At 67.6% G+C, this 15,910-nt stretch carries 19 protein-coding genes and 1 riboswitch; of the genes, 11 read left to right on the top strand and 8 right to left on the bottom strand.

Annotated elements, in window-relative coordinates; all coding sequences use genetic code 11:
- Positions 1–109: 109 nt before the first annotated feature.
- A complete protein-coding gene (locus tag ACWDNU_RS41525) occupies positions 110–1,054 on the bottom strand; it encodes a threonine ammonia-lyase (RefSeq protein WP_449672882.1) in 945 nt (314 codons plus the stop codon).
- 151 nt (positions 1,055–1,205) lie between these two features.
- Between ACWDNU_RS41525 and ACWDNU_RS41520 the strand changes: the two genes are divergently transcribed.
- Entirely contained in the window at positions 1,206–2,009 is an 804-nt protein-coding gene (locus tag ACWDNU_RS41520; protein ID WP_449672881.1) for a hypothetical protein, read from the top strand.
- 54 nt (positions 2,010–2,063) lie between these two features.
- On the opposite strand, the gene thiE is transcribed toward ACWDNU_RS41520, so the two are convergent.
- Complete coding sequence (thiE, locus tag ACWDNU_RS41515; RefSeq protein ID WP_449672880.1) at positions 2,064–2,729, bottom strand: thiamine phosphate synthase; 666 nt, start codon at positions 2,727–2,729, stop codon at positions 2,064–2,066.
- Positions 2,730–2,759: 30 nt separating this feature from the next.
- Positions 2,760–2,865, top strand: a riboswitch (TPP riboswitch).
- Here thiE and thiO point away from each other — a divergent pair.
- From thiO to thiG, 3 genes are all read left to right on the top strand, one after another.
- Complete coding sequence (gene thiO / locus ACWDNU_RS41510) at positions 2,862–3,950, top strand: glycine oxidase ThiO (RefSeq protein WP_449672879.1); 1,089 nt, start codon at positions 2,862–2,864, stop codon at positions 3,948–3,950. (Overlaps the previous riboswitch by 4 nt.)
- The gene (gene thiS / locus ACWDNU_RS41505; RefSeq protein ID WP_344265038.1) at positions 3,950–4,150 is read left to right on the top strand and encodes a sulfur carrier protein ThiS; all 201 of its coding nucleotides are present in this window, start codon (positions 3,950–3,952) and stop codon (positions 4,148–4,150) included. The genes thiO and thiS overlap by 1 nt, the downstream gene beginning before the upstream one ends.
- A gap of 2 nt (positions 4,151–4,152) precedes the next feature.
- A complete protein-coding gene (gene thiG, locus ACWDNU_RS41500) occupies positions 4,153–4,905 on the top strand; it encodes a thiazole synthase (RefSeq protein WP_370933738.1) in 753 nt (250 codons plus the stop codon).
- 239 nt (positions 4,906–5,144) lie between these two features.
- On the opposite strand, the gene ACWDNU_RS41495 is transcribed toward thiG, so the two are convergent.
- Positions 5,145–6,089, bottom strand: a complete 945-nt coding sequence (locus tag ACWDNU_RS41495) for an NAD(P)-dependent alcohol dehydrogenase (RefSeq protein ID WP_449672878.1) — start codon at positions 6,087–6,089, stop codon at positions 5,145–5,147.
- Positions 6,090–6,146: 57 nt separating this feature from the next.
- Here ACWDNU_RS41495 and ACWDNU_RS41490 point away from each other — a divergent pair, with 57 nt between their 5' ends.
- Together ACWDNU_RS41490 and ACWDNU_RS41485 are read left to right on the top strand one after the other, a co-directional pair.
- Positions 6,147–6,770 (top strand): TetR/AcrR family transcriptional regulator, encoded by a 624-nt coding sequence (locus tag ACWDNU_RS41490; protein ID WP_449672877.1) that lies wholly within the window; start codon positions 6,147–6,149, stop codon positions 6,768–6,770.
- Positions 6,771–6,913: 143 nt separating this feature from the next.
- A complete protein-coding gene (locus ACWDNU_RS41485) occupies positions 6,914–7,345 on the top strand; it encodes a MarR family winged helix-turn-helix transcriptional regulator (RefSeq protein ID WP_370933741.1) in 432 nt (143 codons plus the stop codon).
- Here the strand turns inward: ACWDNU_RS41485 and thiD (ACWDNU_RS41480) are convergent.
- Complete coding sequence (thiD, locus tag ACWDNU_RS41480; RefSeq protein WP_370933742.1) at positions 7,342–8,175, bottom strand: bifunctional hydroxymethylpyrimidine kinase/phosphomethylpyrimidine kinase; 834 nt, start codon at positions 8,173–8,175, stop codon at positions 7,342–7,344. The two genes, ACWDNU_RS41485 and thiD (ACWDNU_RS41480), sit on opposite strands and share 4 nt — an antisense overlap.
- A gap of 112 nt (positions 8,176–8,287) precedes the next feature.
- On the opposite strand from thiD (ACWDNU_RS41480), the gene ACWDNU_RS41475 reads away from it, so the two are divergent.
- Positions 8,288–9,295 carry a phosphatidylinositol-specific phospholipase C domain-containing protein gene (locus tag ACWDNU_RS41475; protein ID WP_370933743.1) on the top strand — a complete coding sequence of 336 codons (1,008 nt, stop codon included), beginning with the start codon at positions 8,288–8,290 and terminating at the stop codon, positions 9,293–9,295.
- On the opposite strand, the gene ACWDNU_RS41470 is transcribed toward ACWDNU_RS41475, so the two are convergent.
- A complete protein-coding gene (locus ACWDNU_RS41470) occupies positions 9,292–9,495 on the bottom strand; it encodes a hypothetical protein (RefSeq protein WP_370933744.1) in 204 nt (67 codons plus the stop codon). The genes ACWDNU_RS41475 and ACWDNU_RS41470 overlap by 4 nt on opposite strands.
- A 92-nt stretch (positions 9,496–9,587) precedes the next feature.
- Between ACWDNU_RS41470 and ACWDNU_RS41465 the strand changes: the two genes are divergently transcribed.
- Together ACWDNU_RS41465 and ACWDNU_RS41460 are read left to right on the top strand one after the other, a co-directional pair.
- The gene (locus ACWDNU_RS41465; RefSeq protein ID WP_449672876.1) at positions 9,588–10,568 is read left to right on the top strand and encodes a hypothetical protein; all 981 of its coding nucleotides are present in this window, start codon (positions 9,588–9,590) and stop codon (positions 10,566–10,568) included.
- A 10-nt stretch (positions 10,569–10,578) separates the two neighbouring features.
- Entirely contained in the window at positions 10,579–11,250 is a 672-nt protein-coding gene (locus tag ACWDNU_RS41460; RefSeq protein ID WP_449672875.1) for a glycerophosphodiester phosphodiesterase, read from the top strand.
- Positions 11,251–11,257: 7 nt separating this feature from the next.
- On the opposite strand, the gene thiD (ACWDNU_RS41455) is transcribed toward ACWDNU_RS41460, so the two are convergent.
- The 3 genes from thiD (ACWDNU_RS41455) to ACWDNU_RS41445 all read right to left on the bottom strand — a co-directional run bounded on the left by thiD (ACWDNU_RS41455) (position 11,258) and on the right by ACWDNU_RS41445 (position 14,654).
- Positions 11,258–12,082 (bottom strand): bifunctional hydroxymethylpyrimidine kinase/phosphomethylpyrimidine kinase, encoded by an 825-nt coding sequence (gene thiD / locus ACWDNU_RS41455; protein WP_449672874.1) that lies wholly within the window; start codon positions 12,080–12,082, stop codon positions 11,258–11,260.
- Complete coding sequence (thiC, locus tag ACWDNU_RS41450; RefSeq protein WP_281390799.1) at positions 12,079–13,722, bottom strand: phosphomethylpyrimidine synthase ThiC; 1,644 nt, start codon at positions 13,720–13,722, stop codon at positions 12,079–12,081. Before thiC ends, thiD (ACWDNU_RS41455) begins: the two co-directional genes overlap by 4 nt.
- 365 nt (positions 13,723–14,087) lie before the next feature.
- Positions 14,088–14,654, bottom strand: coding sequence for a peptide deformylase (locus ACWDNU_RS41445; RefSeq protein ID WP_449672873.1), 567 nt, complete (start codon positions 14,652–14,654; stop codon positions 14,088–14,090).
- A 139-nt stretch (positions 14,655–14,793) separates the two neighbouring features.
- On the opposite strand from ACWDNU_RS41445, the gene ACWDNU_RS41440 reads away from it, so the two are divergent.
- Both ACWDNU_RS41440 and ACWDNU_RS41435 read left to right on the top strand, forming a co-directional pair.
- Positions 14,794–15,102 (top strand): DUF3263 domain-containing protein, encoded by a 309-nt coding sequence (locus tag ACWDNU_RS41440; protein WP_009084016.1) that lies wholly within the window; start codon positions 14,794–14,796, stop codon positions 15,100–15,102.
- Positions 15,099–15,761: a LytR C-terminal domain-containing protein gene (locus tag ACWDNU_RS41435; RefSeq protein WP_449672872.1), complete on the top strand. Its 663-nt coding sequence runs from the start codon at positions 15,099–15,101 to the stop codon at positions 15,759–15,761. The genes ACWDNU_RS41440 and ACWDNU_RS41435 overlap by 4 nt, the downstream gene beginning before the upstream one ends.
- Positions 15,762–15,910 lie beyond the last annotated feature (149 nt).

The raw sequence follows: 15,910 nt of genomic DNA, 5'->3' as shown, positions 1-15,910 counted from the left end.
CCACAGCACCCCGCCCGCGGCGGCCACCATCAGGCCGATCGAACCCATCCCTACTCAGGGTTCCCCTCACGTACTTTCGCCGGAGCGGAGCCACGCAGCCCGTGGGGTGCTAGGCGAGCAGTTCGGCCAGCATCGCCGGATCGATGTTGCCGCCCGAGACGATCGCCACCGTGCGACCGCCGGGCAGTTCGTCCGCGTGGTGCAGGTAAGCGGCCGGGGCAGTGGCCCCGCTGGGTTCCGTCACCAGGCGACCTTGTCGGGCCAGCGCACGGACGGTGTCGCGGATTTCGTCCTCAGTCACGGTGATCACGCCGTCCAGGACCTGCTGCAGGTGCGCGAACGTGAGCTCGGACGGCTGCGCGCGCAGGCCGTCCGCGATGGTGCGAGCGCGTTCGGCGATAGGCCAGTCCACGATCTCGCCCGCGGCGAGGCTGGCCGCGGTGTCGGCGGCGAGTTCCGGTTCGACGCCGTAGACCTTCGCGTTCGGGCACTTCGCCTTGATCGCGGTGCCGACGCCGGAGGCGAAACCGCCGCCGCTGACCGGGACCAGCACGGTCTCGACGTCCGGAAGGTCCTCGGCGATCTCCAGCCCGACCGTGCCCTGCCCGGCGATGATGTCCGGGTGGTCGAACGGCGGGATCAGCGTGAGGCCGCGTTCCTCCGCGAGCGCGAGCGCCGCCGATTCCCGTTCCGCGATCGGCACTTCGCGGACTTCCGCACCCCAGCGGAGGGTGGCTTCGACCTTCAGCCGCGGGGTGACGTCCGGCACCACGATCACCGCGGGAATCCCGAATTCGCGCGCGGCGTAGGCGACCGCTTGCGCATGGTTGCCGCTTGAATACGCGACCACGCCGCGTTTCCGTTCGGCGTCGGTGAGTGCGGCGATCGCGTTGTACGCGCCGCGGATCTTGAACGCGCCGATCGGTTGCAGGCTCTCGGGTTTCACCCAGAATTCGCCGGGAACCCAGAGCTGGCGCAGCAGCGGAGTGTGCACCGCGGTGCCCTTTACCCGCCCGGCCGCGGTTTCGATGTCGGAGATCGTCACGAGGTGCATGAGGCGAGTATGTCAGGAAAGTGTGAGCTTTAGTCTATCCATTGTGGACAGTCAACGTGGCGTCCCTCACGCCCGGGCAACGAAGGGAGCAGCTCAGGCGACTTAACCGTTGAAGAAACAGGACACGAACGGGAACGATCAGATCGGAATCATGAGCGAGGAGCAGAAGGAAACCGCGGAGGACAAGAAAAAACTCCGGATGACCTCGGTGCTCGCCGCGGCGCTGGCGGCGGTCACCGCCGCGTTGCTGGGTTCGACGCTGGGGGTCGCCGGAACAGTCATCGGCGCCGGAGTGGCCAGTGTGGTCAGCACGGTCGGCGGCGAGCTGTATCTGCGTTCCCTGCAGCGGACTCGTGATGCCGCGCGGAAGGCGATGGAGACAGCCGGGCGACGCAGCCGGGCCGGGCTTGCTCCGGTGCATGTGCCGCTTGAGAAGGCGAAGCCTGCTGCTCCGGGTGAGGCGCCGACGGTGTATCTCCCGGCTGACCTGGCGAACATGCCTACGGTTCGCTTGTCGCAGCTGAAGCCGACTGAGCCGGAGAAGTCCGACAGTTTGGGCGAGAAGCTGCGGAAGATGCGGTGGCCGTTGATCATCGCGTCGAGCGTCGCTGCGTTCGTTGTCGCGTTGCTTGTTCTGTTCGGCCTGGATTGGACTACTCAGGGGAGTGTGTCCACCGGGTTGATTCCTCGGCAGCCGGATACCAGCCAGCAGCGGGATGATCACCCGGACAACACGCCGAGCACCGCACCGCAGACGCCCCCGCCCGGCGAGTCGAAGCAGAACAACCCGACGTCTACTCCGACCACAACGCCGAGTGCTCCGCCCTCCTCGCAGCAGCCGACGCAGCAGACGCGCCCGCCGTCCACGTCCTCGAACCCGCCCACGAGTTCGCGGGCCCCCGCCACCAGCCAGACGCCGACCGCTCCCGCGGTTCCGTCAAACGGGGCCGAGTAGCTCCCCGCGGCGATTCGTGAGGGGAACCTTGACCGTCAGGGTTCCCCTCACGGCTTACGAAAGCCGCGCCTTCAGCCCCTCCGCGGCAGCCTTCGGGTCCTCCGCCTCGGTAATCGCTCGAACCACCACTATCCGAGACGCCCCGGCCTCCAGCACCTCCGGCAACCGGGCCTCGTCGATCCCGCCGATCGCGAACCAAGGCCGCTCCGTCTCGAGAGCCGCGGTGGACCGGACCAAGCCCAGCCCCGGCGCGAACCGGCCGGGTTTCGTCGGGGTGGGCCAGCACGGGCCGGTGCAGAAGTAGTCCACCCCGGTCTCCGCCGCGGCCGCGGCGGCCTGCTGCTCCGAATGGGTGGAACGGCCGATCACCACGTCGTCGCCCAGGACGCGGCGCGCCAGCGAGACCGGAATGTCGTCCTGCCCCAGGTGCAAGACGTCCGCCCCCACGGCCAACGCCACATCCGCCCGGTCATTCACCGACAGCAACGCCCCGTGCCGCGCACACGCCTCCGCCAACACCTCCAGCGCGGCGATCTCCTGCTTGGCCTCCAGTGGCGCACCCCCGGTTTTGTCCCGCAGCTGCACGATGTCAACGCCACCGGCCAACGCGGCGTCAGCGAACTCGGCAAGGTCTCCACGAGAAGCGCGCGCATCCGTGCACAAGTACAGCCGGGCGTCGGCGAGACGGGTGCGAATTTGGTCTCCGGTCAAGGCAGGCATGGCGGTGACGTTACCCGCGCGCTACGGTGTGGGAGTCCGCACGGGAGCCCGAGGCACGGGCTGAGAGGGAGCTGCCGCTCCGACCGTGGAACCTGATCCGGGTCATGCCGGCGCAGGGAGCGTGATTCCACTGTGAACACCAGCACCACAACCGTCACTGTCGTCGGCGGCGGCGTCATCGGGCTGTCCGCGGCCTGGCGCGCGGCCGCCCAAGGATGGCGCGTCACCGTTGTCGACCCGGATCCCGTGCACGGCGGCGCGTCCTGGCTGGCTGGCGGGATGCTCGCCCCGGTCACCGAGGCGTGGCCGGGCGAGGAAGCCGTGCTCAGCCTGGGGGAAGCGTCGCTGCGACGCTGGCCCAGCTTCGCGCGGGAGCTCGCCGAGGAAGGGACCGATCCCGGGCTGGCCGAGCACGGCACGATCGTCGTCGGGTTCGACAGCGCCGACGCCGGGCACCTCGACATCCTCGCCGGGTACCTGCGTTCGCTCGGCCGCGACGTCGAGACCCTCACCGGGCGCGAGGCGAAGCGGCTCGCGCAAGGCCTCGGCTCGGTGCGCAGCGGCCTGCATGTGCCGGGCGATTTAGCCGTGGACAACCGGAAACTGCTTACAGCGCTGAGCGAAGCGGCTACGAAGCGTGGGGTCGAGTTCCGCCGCGAGCGGCTCGAGAGCCTCTCCGAAGTGTCTGGTCCGGTGATCCTCGCCGCAGGCGCGTGGACCGGTCAGCTGCATCCGTTGCTGGAGCACGCCGTACGCCCGCTGAAGGGCGAGATTCTGCGACTGCGTCCGCGTCGGGGCTGTCTGCCGCCTCCGCCGTACACGGTGCGCGCGATGGTCGAGGGACGGCCGATCTATCTGGTACCGCGAGAAGACGGCGAACTGGTCCTTGGCGCGACACAGTACGAAGCGGGTTTCGACCAAGCCGTCACCGCGCGCGGTGTACGCGAGCTGTTGGAAGGCGCGGAACGTATTCTGCCCGGCATCACGGAGTACGAGCTGGTGGAAGTCGCCGCCGGACTGCGTGCCGCGAGCCGCGACGCTTTGCCGTACATCGGTGAAGTGAGCGAAGGCGTGTACGCGGCGACAGGGCATCACCGCAACGGTTTGCTGATGGCGCCCGCGACGGCGGACGCCGTGGTCGCGTGGCTGGCCGGCGAAGCCCCGCCGCCGGAGGTCGCCGCGGCGACGCCCGCCCGTCTGGTCGAGAAGGAGCGAGTCTGATGGAGATCAAGGTCAACGGCGAGTGGCGGGAATTTCCCGACGACAGCACCGTTTCCGCGGTCCTCGACGCGCTGGGAGCGGAACGCCGGGGTGTGGCCGTCGCGGTCAACGGCGAGGTCGTGCGGCGTGGCGAATGGGAAGAAGCGGTCGTGCCGAAGGGCGCGAACCTCGAAGTGCTGACCGCGGTTCAAGGAGGTTGAGCATGGACGACCTGATCATCGGCGAACACAAGCTGTCGTCGCGATTGATCATCGGCACCGGTGGCGCGGCGAATCTCGAAGTGCTGGAACGCGCGCTGGTCGCGTCGGGCACCCAGCTGACCACCGTGGCGATGCGCCGAGCCGACGCCGAGGGCGGCTCCGGAGTGCTGGAGTTGTTGCGGCGCTTGGACATCGAGCTGCTGCCCAACACCGCGGGCTGCCGGACGGCGGCCGAAGCCGTGCTCACCGCCCAGCTGGCCCGCGAGGCGCTGGAAACGAACCTGATCAAACTCGAGGTGCACGCCGACGACCGGACGCTGCTGCCCGACCCTTTGGAGACCCTCGACGCCGCCGAACGCCTGGTGGCGGACGGATTCACGGTCTTCGCGTACACGAACGACGACCCGGTGCTCGCCCTCCGCCTGGAAGAGGCGGGCTGCGCCGCGGTGATGCCGCTCGGCGCCCCGATCGGCACCGGTTTGGGTATCCGGAACCCGCACAACATCGAACTGATCGTCTCGCGCGCGTCGGTGCCGATCGTGCTGGACGCGGGGATCGGCACCGCTTCGGACGCGACGCTGGCGATGGAACTCGGCTGCTCGGCGGTGCTTTTGTCGACCGCGGTGACCCGGGCGGCGGACCCGGAACGGATGGCACTGGCGATGCGGAGTGCGGTTGAGGCCGGGTATCTGGCGCGGGGTGCTGGGCGGGTTCCGCAGCGGTTTTGGGCGCAGGCGTCCAGTCCCCCTCGTTGAGGTTTTCGAAACGGCGGAAGCACGAGGGGGAACCGTGGGTGATCAGGCGGGAGAATTGCTGTGGTCCTGTGAGCGAAGCTTCCTGCTCTGGACTTATGGCCCGCTGTCGCTGCGGTCCGCGGAGATAATCGGCAGCCTCCGGTATTGGCATTACTCGCACCACGCAAAGCGGCGAAGAGCTTGAGCTTCTTTACTCGACTCAGGTGTCGCGATGGAAGGAGTGGATTGACGGCTAGTCTTTACTGGACCTCGATCACCACCTTCCCGCGCACCCCGCCTCCCTCAAGCGCTCGATGCGCCCCCGCGATATCCGCCAACGGAAACACCCGGTCCACCAACGGTCGCACCAACCCGGCATTGACCCACCGGCTCAAGTCGGCGAGCAGATCCGCCTTCGGATTCCCGCTGAAACCGCGCACCCAGCGGTTCGGGCGCAGCGAGTTCGCCGCGACATAACCGAGCGTGCGGACCGGACGGTCGAGGTCGAACGCGATCGCGACCATCCGTCCGCGCGGGGTCAGCAGTCGCCGGAATGCCTCGAGGTCGCGGCCGACCGTGTCCAGAATGACGTCGAACTTCCCCAGGTCACCAGGATCGCGGTAGTCGAGCGCGGCATCCGCCCCGAGTTCCCTTGCCAGTTCTAGGTTCTTGGCGCTCGTCAGCCCGGTCACGTGCGCGCCCATAGCGCGGCCGAGCTGTGTCGCCACAAAACCGACCCCGCCCGTCGCGCCGCGGATCAGCAGGCGTTCGCCGGGCTTCAGATGGGCTTTGTCGCGCAGCGCGGTAATCGCGGTGACGCCCACCGCGAGCGACGCGGCCTGCGCGGGATCCAGCCCGGCAGGCACGTGGTCCAGCCGATCCGCGGCCATCACGTAGTACTCCGCAGCAGTGCCCATCCGCCGCCCGCCGCCCCAGACGAGGTCGCCGACGGCGAACCGGCTCGTGCCCGGTTCCACCACCTCGCCGACCAGGTCCACGCCGATCCGCTTGGGGAAACGCTTGCCGCTGAACGGAAGCAGCTTTCCGGACCGCATCGCGAGTTCGCCGCCGTTGACCGTCAGCGCGCGCACCCGGACGAGGACTTCGCCAGGGCCGGGCACAGGTGTCGGGACAGTGGTCTCACGCAGGACTTCCGGCGGTCCGTAGCGGTCGTAGGTGATGGCGCGCATCGAAGTGGAAGGCATGTTCCACTTCTAGCACGGAAAGTGGAAAGGGTCTTCCGATTCATGTAAAGTGAGAGGGTGCCGGAAAAACCGACTCGGTTGCGCACCGACGCCGCCCACAATCGCGCGCAGATTCTCGACGTCGCGAAGCGCACCTTCGAGACCGAGGGCCTGGACGTGTCGATGAGCGAGCTGGCGCGCCGCGCGGGCCTCGGCGTGGCCACCGTGTACCGCCATTTCCCGACCAAGGCCGACCTGGTCGCCGAAGCCTTCGCCGAGCCCATGGCCGAATGCGCGGGGATGCTCGACGAGGCGCTCGCCGACCCCGATCCGTGGCGCGGGTTCTGCCGGGTGATCGAGGAAATGTGCGCGATGCAGGCGCGCAACCACGGGTTCTCCGCCGCGATCGTGACCGCGCTGCCGGAGCAGGCGCGGTTCGCGGAGTTGCGGGACCAGGCGATGCAGGGGTTCACCGAGTTGATCCGCCGGGCGCAAGAAGCCGGTGCGCTGCGGGCAGACTTCGCGGTTTCCGACCTGTCGCTGGTCTTGCTGGCGAACGGCGGGCTGCGGTCGGGCGCGGGAGCCGCGGCACCAGCGGCGTCGCTGAGGCTCGCGGGCTACCTGCTGCAGTCGTTCCGCGCGGAGACGGCCGCGCCGCTGCCGCCGCCCGCGGAGCTTCCGCTCGACGTGTCGGTGCTCTAAATGGGCGGCCAAGCTGCACAAATGGCGAGGTAATGGTGATTTCGCCCGCGCTTGACGCGGATTGTGCACGGGTACGCCGTATGGTTGACGGCACCCTTTCCGGCGCACCCAGCGGCGGGCACCAGCGTCAGAAGGAGCCGATCGTGACTCTTTCCTCGGTCCAGGACGTAACGGGCCGGTTGTATCTAGCGGTGGGACGGCTTTCCCGCTCGCTGCGCCAGGCCGGCGCGCCCGGGCCTGGACACGGGTCCATCTCGGCGCTGGCCACGCTCGTGCACTTCGGCGAGCTGCGCCTCGGCGACCTCGCCGCGAAGGAGGGCGTCGCGGCGGCCACGATGTCGCGGATCGTGGCCACGCTGGTGGAGGCCGGTTACGTCACCCGCGAGTCCGACCCGGTCGACCGCCGCGCCTGGCTCGCCCGCGCGACCGAGGAAGGCGAACGCCTCGTCTCTGGCGTGCGCTCCACTCGCGTGCAGGAGCTCAACCGCCGCCTCGACCGGCTCACGCCCGAGGCCCGCGAGTCGATCATCGCCGCGCTGCCCGCGCTGGAGGCCCTGATCTCCGACGAGAGCTAGCGCTCTTCCGGAGCCAGCCGCCAGAACGCCGACACTGGGCCGACTTTGGCGCCCATCGGGTACGAGTGTTCGACGGCCTGCGAGACGAACCACTTGCCGTAGCGCGCCGCTTCGACCACCGGCATGCCCTTGGCCAGCCCGGCGGTCAGCGCGGACGCCATGGTGTCGCCGGCACCGTGCGTGTGTGGGGTCTTCCAGCGCGGACCGGGCAGCTCCACGAACGTCGAACCGTCGAAGAGCAGGTCGACGCACTCCGGGTCGGACTGCAGGTGGCCGCTCTTCACCAGCACGTACTTCGGGCCGAGCTGGTGCAGCACGACGGCCGCGGTGTGCATGCCCTCGCGGTCGGTCACGGTCATGCCGGTGAGCAGCCGCACCTCGTCCAGGTTCGGCGTGAGCACGGTGGCGCGCGGCAGGAGTTCGTCGCGCAGCGCGGCGAGGCCGTTGTCGTCGAACAGCGACTGGCCGGTCATCGCCGCGGCCACCGGGTCGACCACGAACGGAATCGCGCCGTCGCGTCCGATCCCGGCCTTGTCGCAGGCCGCCGCGACCGCGTGGATGATCTCCGCGGACGCGAGCATGCCGGTCTTCGCCGCGCCGACGCCCATGTCCGCCGCGACCGCCTCGATCTGCCCGGCCACGATGTGCGGCGGCAGATCGGCGCGGTCGTGCACGCCGAGCGTGTTCTGGACGGTGACCGCGGTGACCGCGACCAGGCCGTGCACCCCGCAGGTGAGGAAGGTCCGCAGGTCCGCCTGCAGCCCGGCGGCCCCGCCGGAATCGGATCCGGCGATGGTGAGCGCGGAGGGCGGGCTCGGGTTCTCAGTCATGTGCGCGTTCCGACTTCTGGTCTGGTCCATTGAGGCAACTGTGCTTCATTCACAGTCCACCACGATGGCACAGTAAGTGTTCGTGCTGGTCCCCGTGACGAAGGAGACATCAGTGAAGCTCGCCGCGGCCGGTCTCCTGCTCCTGTCCACGCTGGCGGTACCGGGGGTCGCCAGCGCGGACAGCCCCCAGCTCTCGCACGTGACCACCGTCGGCGTGCACAACACCTACGATCCCGCCGCGTACCCGTACCTCGCGCAGGCGCTGGACAACGGCTCGTCCCTGCTCGAACTCGACGTCTGGCCGGATTTCTTCACCCACGAGTGGAAGGTCAGCCACTCCAATCCGCTGGGCAACAGCAACAATTGCGTTGACGCGCGTTCGGCGGCCGACCTGTACTCCGGCGGGACGAACAAGGACCTCGAATCGTGCCTGGACGACATCCGGATCTGGCTCGGCGCACATCCTGGCCGCCCGCCGCTCACGCTGAAGATCGAAATGAAGACCGGTTTCTCGGCGAATACCGGCCTCGGCCCGGCCCAGCTGGACACCGCCTTCCGAGACCACCTCGGCGATGCCGTGTTCAAGCCCGCCGATTTGCTCGGCAGCCACGCGACGCTCGATGAAGCGTCCAAAGCGGACAATTGGCCGACACTGGACGCGTTGCGGGGCAAGGTGCTCACCGAGATCATCCCCGGCACAGTCGAAGAGGGAAATCCGACCGACACGCTGCACACGGATGTCGAGTACGCCGGTTACCTGCTGGACCAGAAGGCTGCTGGAAAGCTGAATTCAGTGCAGATCTTCCCGACCGTGCACGGTGCCGCGGGCGGCGACCCGCGCGACAAATACTCCGCGGAGCAGAAACCGTGGTTTGTCGTGTTCGACGGGGACGCGAGCGAATGGCTCGCCAAGGCTGGCATGTCTTGGTACGACGAAAACCACTACTACGTGGTGATGACGGACGGACAGAACGTCGCGCCCGCTATCGACGACCACAACCCGACCGTCGACCAGGCGACTCAGCGCGTGGCTGAACTGGCCAAGCAGCACGCTTCCGTGGTGACGTCCGATTGGACCGGCCTCACGACCGTGCTGCCGACGGTGGATTCGCGCGGCTAAAACCGCGGCGGCGGTTTCAGCACTGACATCCGATATTGGTACACCGCTTGCGCTTCGGCGATCCCCGGCCGCGGCGTGATGCCCGATTTGCGAATCGTTTTGACCGCCGAAGCGGTGCGGTGCTCAGTGACCAGGCCGTCGACCTCGTGCTGCACCTCAAGCGGCAGCCTCGCCCACAACGCTTCCGGTGTCTCGCTCATCCGGTCAGTGTCGCATTCACGAGCACCGGAAGGGGACGAGATCCCTGCTATGGTGTTTTGTCCGCTCGAAGCGAGCCGGGGGTGCGGGGTTCATGGCAATGGCGCCGGTCGAGGTTCTCGTGGGCAATTTGGCGCTGGACGAGACAACCGTGACAGACGTCGTCCGCCTCTCGATCACTATCCTGCTGGGTGCCAGCGGTGTTGTCGCGTGGATCTTTTCGAAACGTGCGCGGGCGCGTTCCTCGCTGGGCCGAATGGGTGTCGACATTTCCGACGCTTCGCTGGCTCGCTGCATCGCGGACGGCGACCTCAAAGCCATCGAACTGCTGCTGCGCACGGGAATCCGCGCGGACGCACCGCTCAACGGCCGCACCCCGTTGCAGGCCGCGATCAAAGCCGGCGACGAGCGCGTGATCGGTTTGCTGGTCCGCCGCGCTCCGCCGGAAGCGGTTGTCCGGGAATTGCTCCGGGACAGCGTCCCGGAAGCCGCGCCGTCCGGTTCGCCCGCCTTCACGGTGCTGCCCGGGGTGCAGGGCGTGCTCGAGCACATTCAGCGCCAGATCATCTCGGCGCTGGATTCCGGGGAACGGACCGAGATGCTCAACCTCGGACTGGACCTCGAGGTCGTGCAGACGTTCCTGCTCTACAAACTGATCTTCCAGAAGAACCTTCGCAATCTCGAATACCACGGCATGCTGATCGAAAGCAGTGCGGAACGGATCAAACCGGTCATCGACGGGGGCAGTTCCATCCACTCGGGGACCGCGACCGCGGTGATCGAGAAGATCGGCAACCAGATCGCGGAGAACGCGGCCTTCCTCGACAGCAGCAACATCTCCATCGAGATCCGGTCCTACGACCTGCCGCCGGTGCTCCACGGTTTCCTGGTGGACAACCGGCATCTGTACCTCGGCTTCACCGAATTCGTCCAGGGAAAGCTCCACGGCGGCGAGTTCGGCTACCTGTATCTCGACCGGTTGGCGGCGGATCCCATGACCGCCCATCTCTTCCGGGTGTACCGCTCCTGGTTCGAATTCCAGTGGAATCACGGCACAAAGCTTTGTGCCTCCTGAAAGGTCGGGCATGCTGGTCATCGGACATCGCGGCGCCGCCGGGCACGCGCCGGAGAACACTCTCGCGTCGATCCGGAAAGCGATCGGCTTCGGCGTGGATCTGGTCGAAATCGACGTGCAGGCCACCCGCGACGGTCAACTCGTCGTGTTCCACGACAAGCTGCTCGACCGCGTGACCGGCGCGACGGGGTACCTCTGGGACTTCGACCTGGCGCGCTTGCGGGCCGAAGTGCGCGTCGCCGGCGAGCAGATCCCGTTGCTCAGCGAGGTGTGCGAACTCGTCCGGGACAGTTCTGTGCGGCTGATGGTCGAAATTCTCGACCCCGCGACGGCCAAGGCTGTTCTCGCGACCGTGTCGGAAATCCTGCCCGCCGATCAGTTCCTGGTGGCGTCATTCCATCACGACACAGTGCGCGAACTGGTTGCGCAGCACCCGGGCCTCGAGGCGATCGCGCTGGTCGAAGGCGCGCCGGTGAATCCGGTCCGGATGGCGCGCGACTGCGGCGCGCACTGCGTGGGGCTCGGATTCGAGTCGATCCAGCCGGAGAAGGTCGCCGCGCTGCAGGAGGCGTCGATCTCGGTTTTCGCTTGGACGGTCAACGATCCACGGGAAATCGAGCGCGCTCGCCGGTTGGGAGTCGACGGAATCATCTCCGACTATCCCGACCGGGTCGCGCGCTGATCGCCCGTTACGACGGGTTCGCGAGCCGCCAGAACGGGGAAACCGGGCCGACACCCGCCCCCAGCGGATAAGCCTCCAGAACACAGCGTTCGATGAACCGCTTCGCCTCCGCGACCGCAGTGGGCACGTCCGCGCCCTTCGCGAGCGACGAGGTGATCGCCGACGCCATGGTGTCGCCGCCGCCGTGGGTGTTTTCCGTATCGATGCGCGGGCCGCTCAACTCGATCACCGCTGAGCCGTCGGTGAGCAGATCGACGCAATCGGCGGCGTCGTAGAGGTGGCCGCCCTTCACCAGGACCCACTGGGAACCGAACTCCAGCAAGGCTTCCGCGGCTGTGTGCTGGCTCTTCGCGTCGGTAACGCTGACGCCGGTCAGCAGCCGGACCTCGTCGAGATTCGGCGTGATGAGCGTGGCGCGCGGGAACAATTCCGTCCGGATCGCTTCCAGTGCTTCTTCGCGAAGCAGCGCGTGGCCGGTCATCGACGCGGCCACCGGGTCGACCACGAACGGCGTGTCCGTGGTCTGTCCAATGTGGACCTCGTCCAGCGTTTTCGCTACCGCCTGAATGATTTCCGCGGTGGCGAGCATGCCGGTCTTCGCCGCGTTGACGCCCATGTCCTCGGCGACCGCTTTGATCTGCGCGGTGACGACGTCGACCGGAATCTCGGAGAACCCTTGCACGCCAAGCGAATTCTGCACGGTGACCGCGGTGAGCGCGACCAGTCCGTGCACTCCGTTGGCAAAGAACGTGCGCAGGTCCGCCTGCACGCCCGCACCACCGCCGGAATCGGATCCGGCGATGGTGAGGGCGGTGCGAGGCGTGACTGTCACTGGTTGACCACGGGCAGGTAGACCTTGTTGCCCTGTTCGGAAAACTCCGCGGACTTCTCGGCCATGCCCGCCTCGATCGCCTCCACAGAGGACAGACCGTGCTCCTCGGCGTACTTGCGCACGTCCTGAGTGATCCGCATCGAGCAGAACTTCGGCCCGCACATCGAGCAGAAGTGTGCGGTCTTGGCCGGTTCCGCGGGCAGCGTCTCGTCGTGGAAGGACCGCGCGGTGTCCGGGTCGAGCGACAGGTTGAACTGGTCGTTCCACCGGAATTCGAAGCGGGCCTTGGACAATTCGTCGTCCCAGTCCTGCGCGTACTGGTGGCCCTTGGCGAGGTCGGCGGCGTGCGCGGCGATCTTGTAGGTGATCACGCCGGTCTTCACGTCGTCGCGGTTGGGCAGGCCGAGATGCTCCTTCGGCGTGACGTAGCACAGCATCGCCGTGCCGTACCAGCCGATCTGCGCCGCACCGATCGCCGAGGTGATGTGGTCGTACGCCGGGGCGATGTCCGTGGCGAGCGGGCCGAGCGTGTAGAACGGCGCCTCGCCGGTGAGCTTTTCCTCCAGCTCCACGTTTTCCTTGATCTTGTGCATCGGCACGTGGCCGGGGCCCTCGATCATCACCTGCACGTCGTGCTCGCGGGCGATGTGCGTCAGTTCGCCGAGGGTTTCCAGTTCGGCGAACTGCGCGCGGTCGTTGGCGTCCGCGATCGAGCCGGGACGGAGGCCGTCGCCGAGCGAGAACGTGACGTCGTACTCGCGCAGGATCTCGCACAGCTCGGAGAAATGCGTGTACAGGAAGGATTCCTGGTGGTGCGCGAGGCACCAGGCGGCCATGATCGACCCGCCGCGGCTGACGATGCCGGTGACCCGGCGCGCGGTCAGCGGGATGTAGCGCAGCAGCACGCCGGCGTGCACCGTGACGTAGTCGACGCCCTGCTCGCACTGCTCGATGATGGTGTCGCGGTAGATCTCCCAGGTGAGCTTTTCCGGCTCCCCGTTGACCTTTTCCAGCGCCTGGTAGATCGGCACGGTGCCGACCGGGACCGGCGAGTTGCGCACGATCCACTCGCGCGTCTCGTGAATCCGCTTGCCGGTGGAGAGGTCCATGATCGTGTCGGCGCCCCAGCGGGTGGCCCACACCATCTTGTCGACCTCTTCCTCCACAGAGGACCAGACGGCCGAATTTCCCATGTTGGCGTTGATCTTCACCAGGAAGTTCTTGCCGATGATCATCGGCTCGGTCTCCGGGTGCTTGCGGTTGGCCGGAATCACCGCGCGACCGCGGGCGACCTCGTCCCGCACGAACTCCGGAGTACAGCGTTCGCGCGCGGCGATGAACTCCATTTCCCGGGTGATCACCCCGGCTTTCGCCCAGCCAAGCTGGGTGTTGTGCTCCCGCCCGTCAGCCCAGCCGGACCTGAGCGGGTGCAGTCCTTTGTGGACATCGATGTTCGCGTCCGGATCGGTGTAGGGCCCCGACGTGTCGTACACGTCGAAATGCTCCCCGTTCGACAGGTCGATCCGCCGCGCCGGAACCCGCAGCCCGGATTCGGTGCGGTGATAGACCTTCCGCGAGCCGGTGATCGGCCCGGTGGTGACGGACGGGGCGATGGCACCCTGGTTTTCCAGCGTCGTCAACGACGTTCACTCCCTACGCCGGCATTACCCGGTCAGGTTCATGCGGTCGGTGACGCCGGGTGTCCGCGAGATGGACACCAGCCACCCTCTCAGCCCGCCAAGGCGCGAGCTCCCGCGTTGCATTCGGTTGAGGTTGCTCTTGCGACGATGCCATGGCGCGCCGGGTCGGCACAACCCCGCCGACTGTGTTTGATTGCCCCGGCTCCGCCGTGGCGCCGAGATCGCCGGGAAGCTGGTTTCTTCCCTCCCGATTTCGCCGGCCCGGGGGGCCGTCGAAATCGCTCAGTCCAGAAACCAGCGCGATCTCGGGTTGTGGTCCAGAAGCGGGAGCGGTCTTGTTGTGGTCCGGAAGGTTTGGCGTGGGGTCAGGCGTCGGCGGGTTCTTTCGGGGGCAGCCAGGTCAGGCCGGGCACGCCCCACTTGTTTTTCTTGAGCATCTTCTTCGCCGCGCGCGCGTGGCGGCCGACGAGCCGATCCAGGTAAATGAACCCGTCGAGGTGATCGGTCTCATGCTGGAGGCAGCGCGCGAAGTAGCCGGTGCCCTCGACCTCGATCGGGTTGCCCTCGATGTCGAAGCCGGTCACCTTGGCCCACGTGGCGCGTCCGGTCGGGTACGACTCGCCGGGGGCGGAGAGGCAGCCCTCCCAGTCGTCGTCCGGGTCCGGCATGGTCTCCGGGATCTCCGACGTCTCGAGCTTCGGGTTGACCACCACGCCGCGGTGCTGGGTGCCCTCGTCGTCGAGGCAGTCGTATACGAATACCCGTAGGTCGAGCCCGATCTGGTTGGCCGCGAGGCCGACGCCCTCGGCCGCGTACATGGTCTCGAACATGTCCTCGACGAGGGTGGCGAGCTTGGCGTCGAACTCGGTGATCTCGCGCGTGGGCTGGTGCAGCACGGGTTCGCCGGCGATGCAGATGGGGTGGACGGTCACGGACGCCGAGTTTAGTCGGACCCTTCTGGTACACCTGGATCGGACCGTGACGCGCCGTGTCGGATGCCCATGTCGAGCATGGGTTCCGTGGTTCAATGACGCCCGCGGAAGGACTGCCGACACCGATTGCGAGGACCGCATGGACGCCGCGGAGTCGATGGCTGGAAACCAGCCGTCGCCGCCGGAAAATGTCGGTGGCCTGACCGAGCGCGAACTGGACATTCTCGCGTTCGAGCGGCAGTGGTGGCGCCACGCCGGGGCGAAGGAGAACGCCATCCGGGAGCGCTTCGGACTGTCTTCCACCCGTTACTACCAGTTGCTGAACACGCTGCTGGCCAAGCCGGAGGCCGTCGCGGCCGATCCGATGCTGGTCAAGCGGCTGCGCAAAACGCGCGCCGCCCGTCAGCGCAAACGCGGGGCCCGGCGGTTGGGGATCGAGCTGTCATGAGCGTCTTCTCGGGACTGTCCCGGCCGTTGAAGGCCGCGGGAGTCGCGCTGATCGGGATCGCGGTGGTCGCGGCTGTCATCGGCGGCGTCACCGTGCTCAACACGAGCGGCGACCAGAACGCCGGACCGAGCACGTCCGGCGAACCCACCGCACCCGGCGGCTCGTCGTCCGCACCGGAACAGTCGTCCTCGGCGGCGCCCAGCTCCGCGCCTTCGTCACCTGCTTCATCGGCCCCGGCCTCGTCGTCCGCGGCGTCGTCGGCTCCGGCTTCGAGCCAGCCCGGACAGCCCGGCGGCCAGCCGGGTCAGCAGCCCGGACAGCCGGGGCAGGCGGGTCCGGACCAGCAGGCCTCGAACAAGTGGGTCACGCTGCGCGTCTACAACAACTCGCTGGTCAAGCACCTCGCCGAACAGGCCGCCGCCGACTTCCGCAATTCAGGCTGGAACGTCGCCGAGGTCGGCAACTACTCGCAGGGCAACATCCCGGCGACCGCGGCCTACTTCCGGCCGGGCACCGACGAGGAAGCCGCAGCGAAGCAGCTGGCCAAGGAGTTCGGCTTCCAGGCCCAGCCGCGATTCGACGGCATCCAGAACTCGAGCCCCGGCGTGATAGTGATCATCACGAAGGACTACCAGCCCGGTGGGCACAAGGGCAGCTGACCTGCCCCGATACCGATGACAGCCCGCGCTACGGCGCGGGCTTTGTCATGTCCGCGCGGCTTCGCTCCTGCGGAGGTCCGTGAGGGCCACCCTGAGGGAATCAGCGTCCGTCAGGCGTGAAGGACTCCTCGAGGGAATCTGATTCCTTC

This window comes from Amycolatopsis sp. NPDC003676 (genome assembly GCF_053587275.1).
The sequence above is the reverse complement of the archived record's forward strand: the minus strand, read 5'-3'. Positions and strand labels throughout refer to the sequence as shown.

What these genes read in the sequence shown, in the direction of transcription:
- ACWDNU_RS41525 (WP_449672882.1), bottom strand. Translation starts at nt 1,054, where the DNA reads ATGCACCTCGTGACGATCTCCGACATCGAAACCGCGGCCGGGCGGGTA.
- ACWDNU_RS41520 (WP_449672881.1), top strand. Translation starts at nt 1,206, where the DNA reads ATGAGCGAGGAGCAGAAGGAAACCGCGGAGGACAAGAAAAAACTCCGG.
- thiE (WP_449672880.1), bottom strand. Translation starts at nt 2,729, where the DNA reads ATGCCTGCCTTGACCGGAGACCAAATTCGCACCCGTCTCGCCGACGCC.
- thiS (WP_344265038.1), top strand. Translation starts at nt 3,950, where the DNA reads ATGGAGATCAAGGTCAACGGCGAGTGGCGGGAATTTCCCGACGACAGC.
- thiG (WP_370933738.1), top strand. Translation starts at nt 4,153, where the DNA reads ATGGACGACCTGATCATCGGCGAACACAAGCTGTCGTCGCGATTGATC.
- ACWDNU_RS41495 (WP_449672878.1), bottom strand. Translation starts at nt 6,089, where the DNA reads ATGCCTTCCACTTCGATGCGCGCCATCACCTACGACCGCTACGGACCG.
- thiD (WP_370933742.1), bottom strand. Translation starts at nt 8,175, where the DNA reads ATGACTGAGAACCCGAGCCCGCCCTCCGCGCTCACCATCGCCGGATCC.
- ACWDNU_RS41470 (WP_370933744.1), bottom strand. Translation starts at nt 9,495, where the DNA reads ATGAGCGAGACACCGGAAGCGTTGTGGGCGAGGCTGCCGCTTGAGGTG.
- ACWDNU_RS41465 (WP_449672876.1), top strand. Translation starts at nt 9,588, where the DNA reads ATGGCAATGGCGCCGGTCGAGGTTCTCGTGGGCAATTTGGCGCTGGAC.
- ACWDNU_RS41460 (WP_449672875.1), top strand. Translation starts at nt 10,579, where the DNA reads ATGCTGGTCATCGGACATCGCGGCGCCGCCGGGCACGCGCCGGAGAAC.
- ACWDNU_RS41440 (WP_009084016.1), top strand. Translation starts at nt 14,794, where the DNA reads ATGGACGCCGCGGAGTCGATGGCTGGAAACCAGCCGTCGCCGCCGGAA.
- ACWDNU_RS41435 (WP_449672872.1), top strand. Translation starts at nt 15,099, where the DNA reads ATGAGCGTCTTCTCGGGACTGTCCCGGCCGTTGAAGGCCGCGGGAGTC.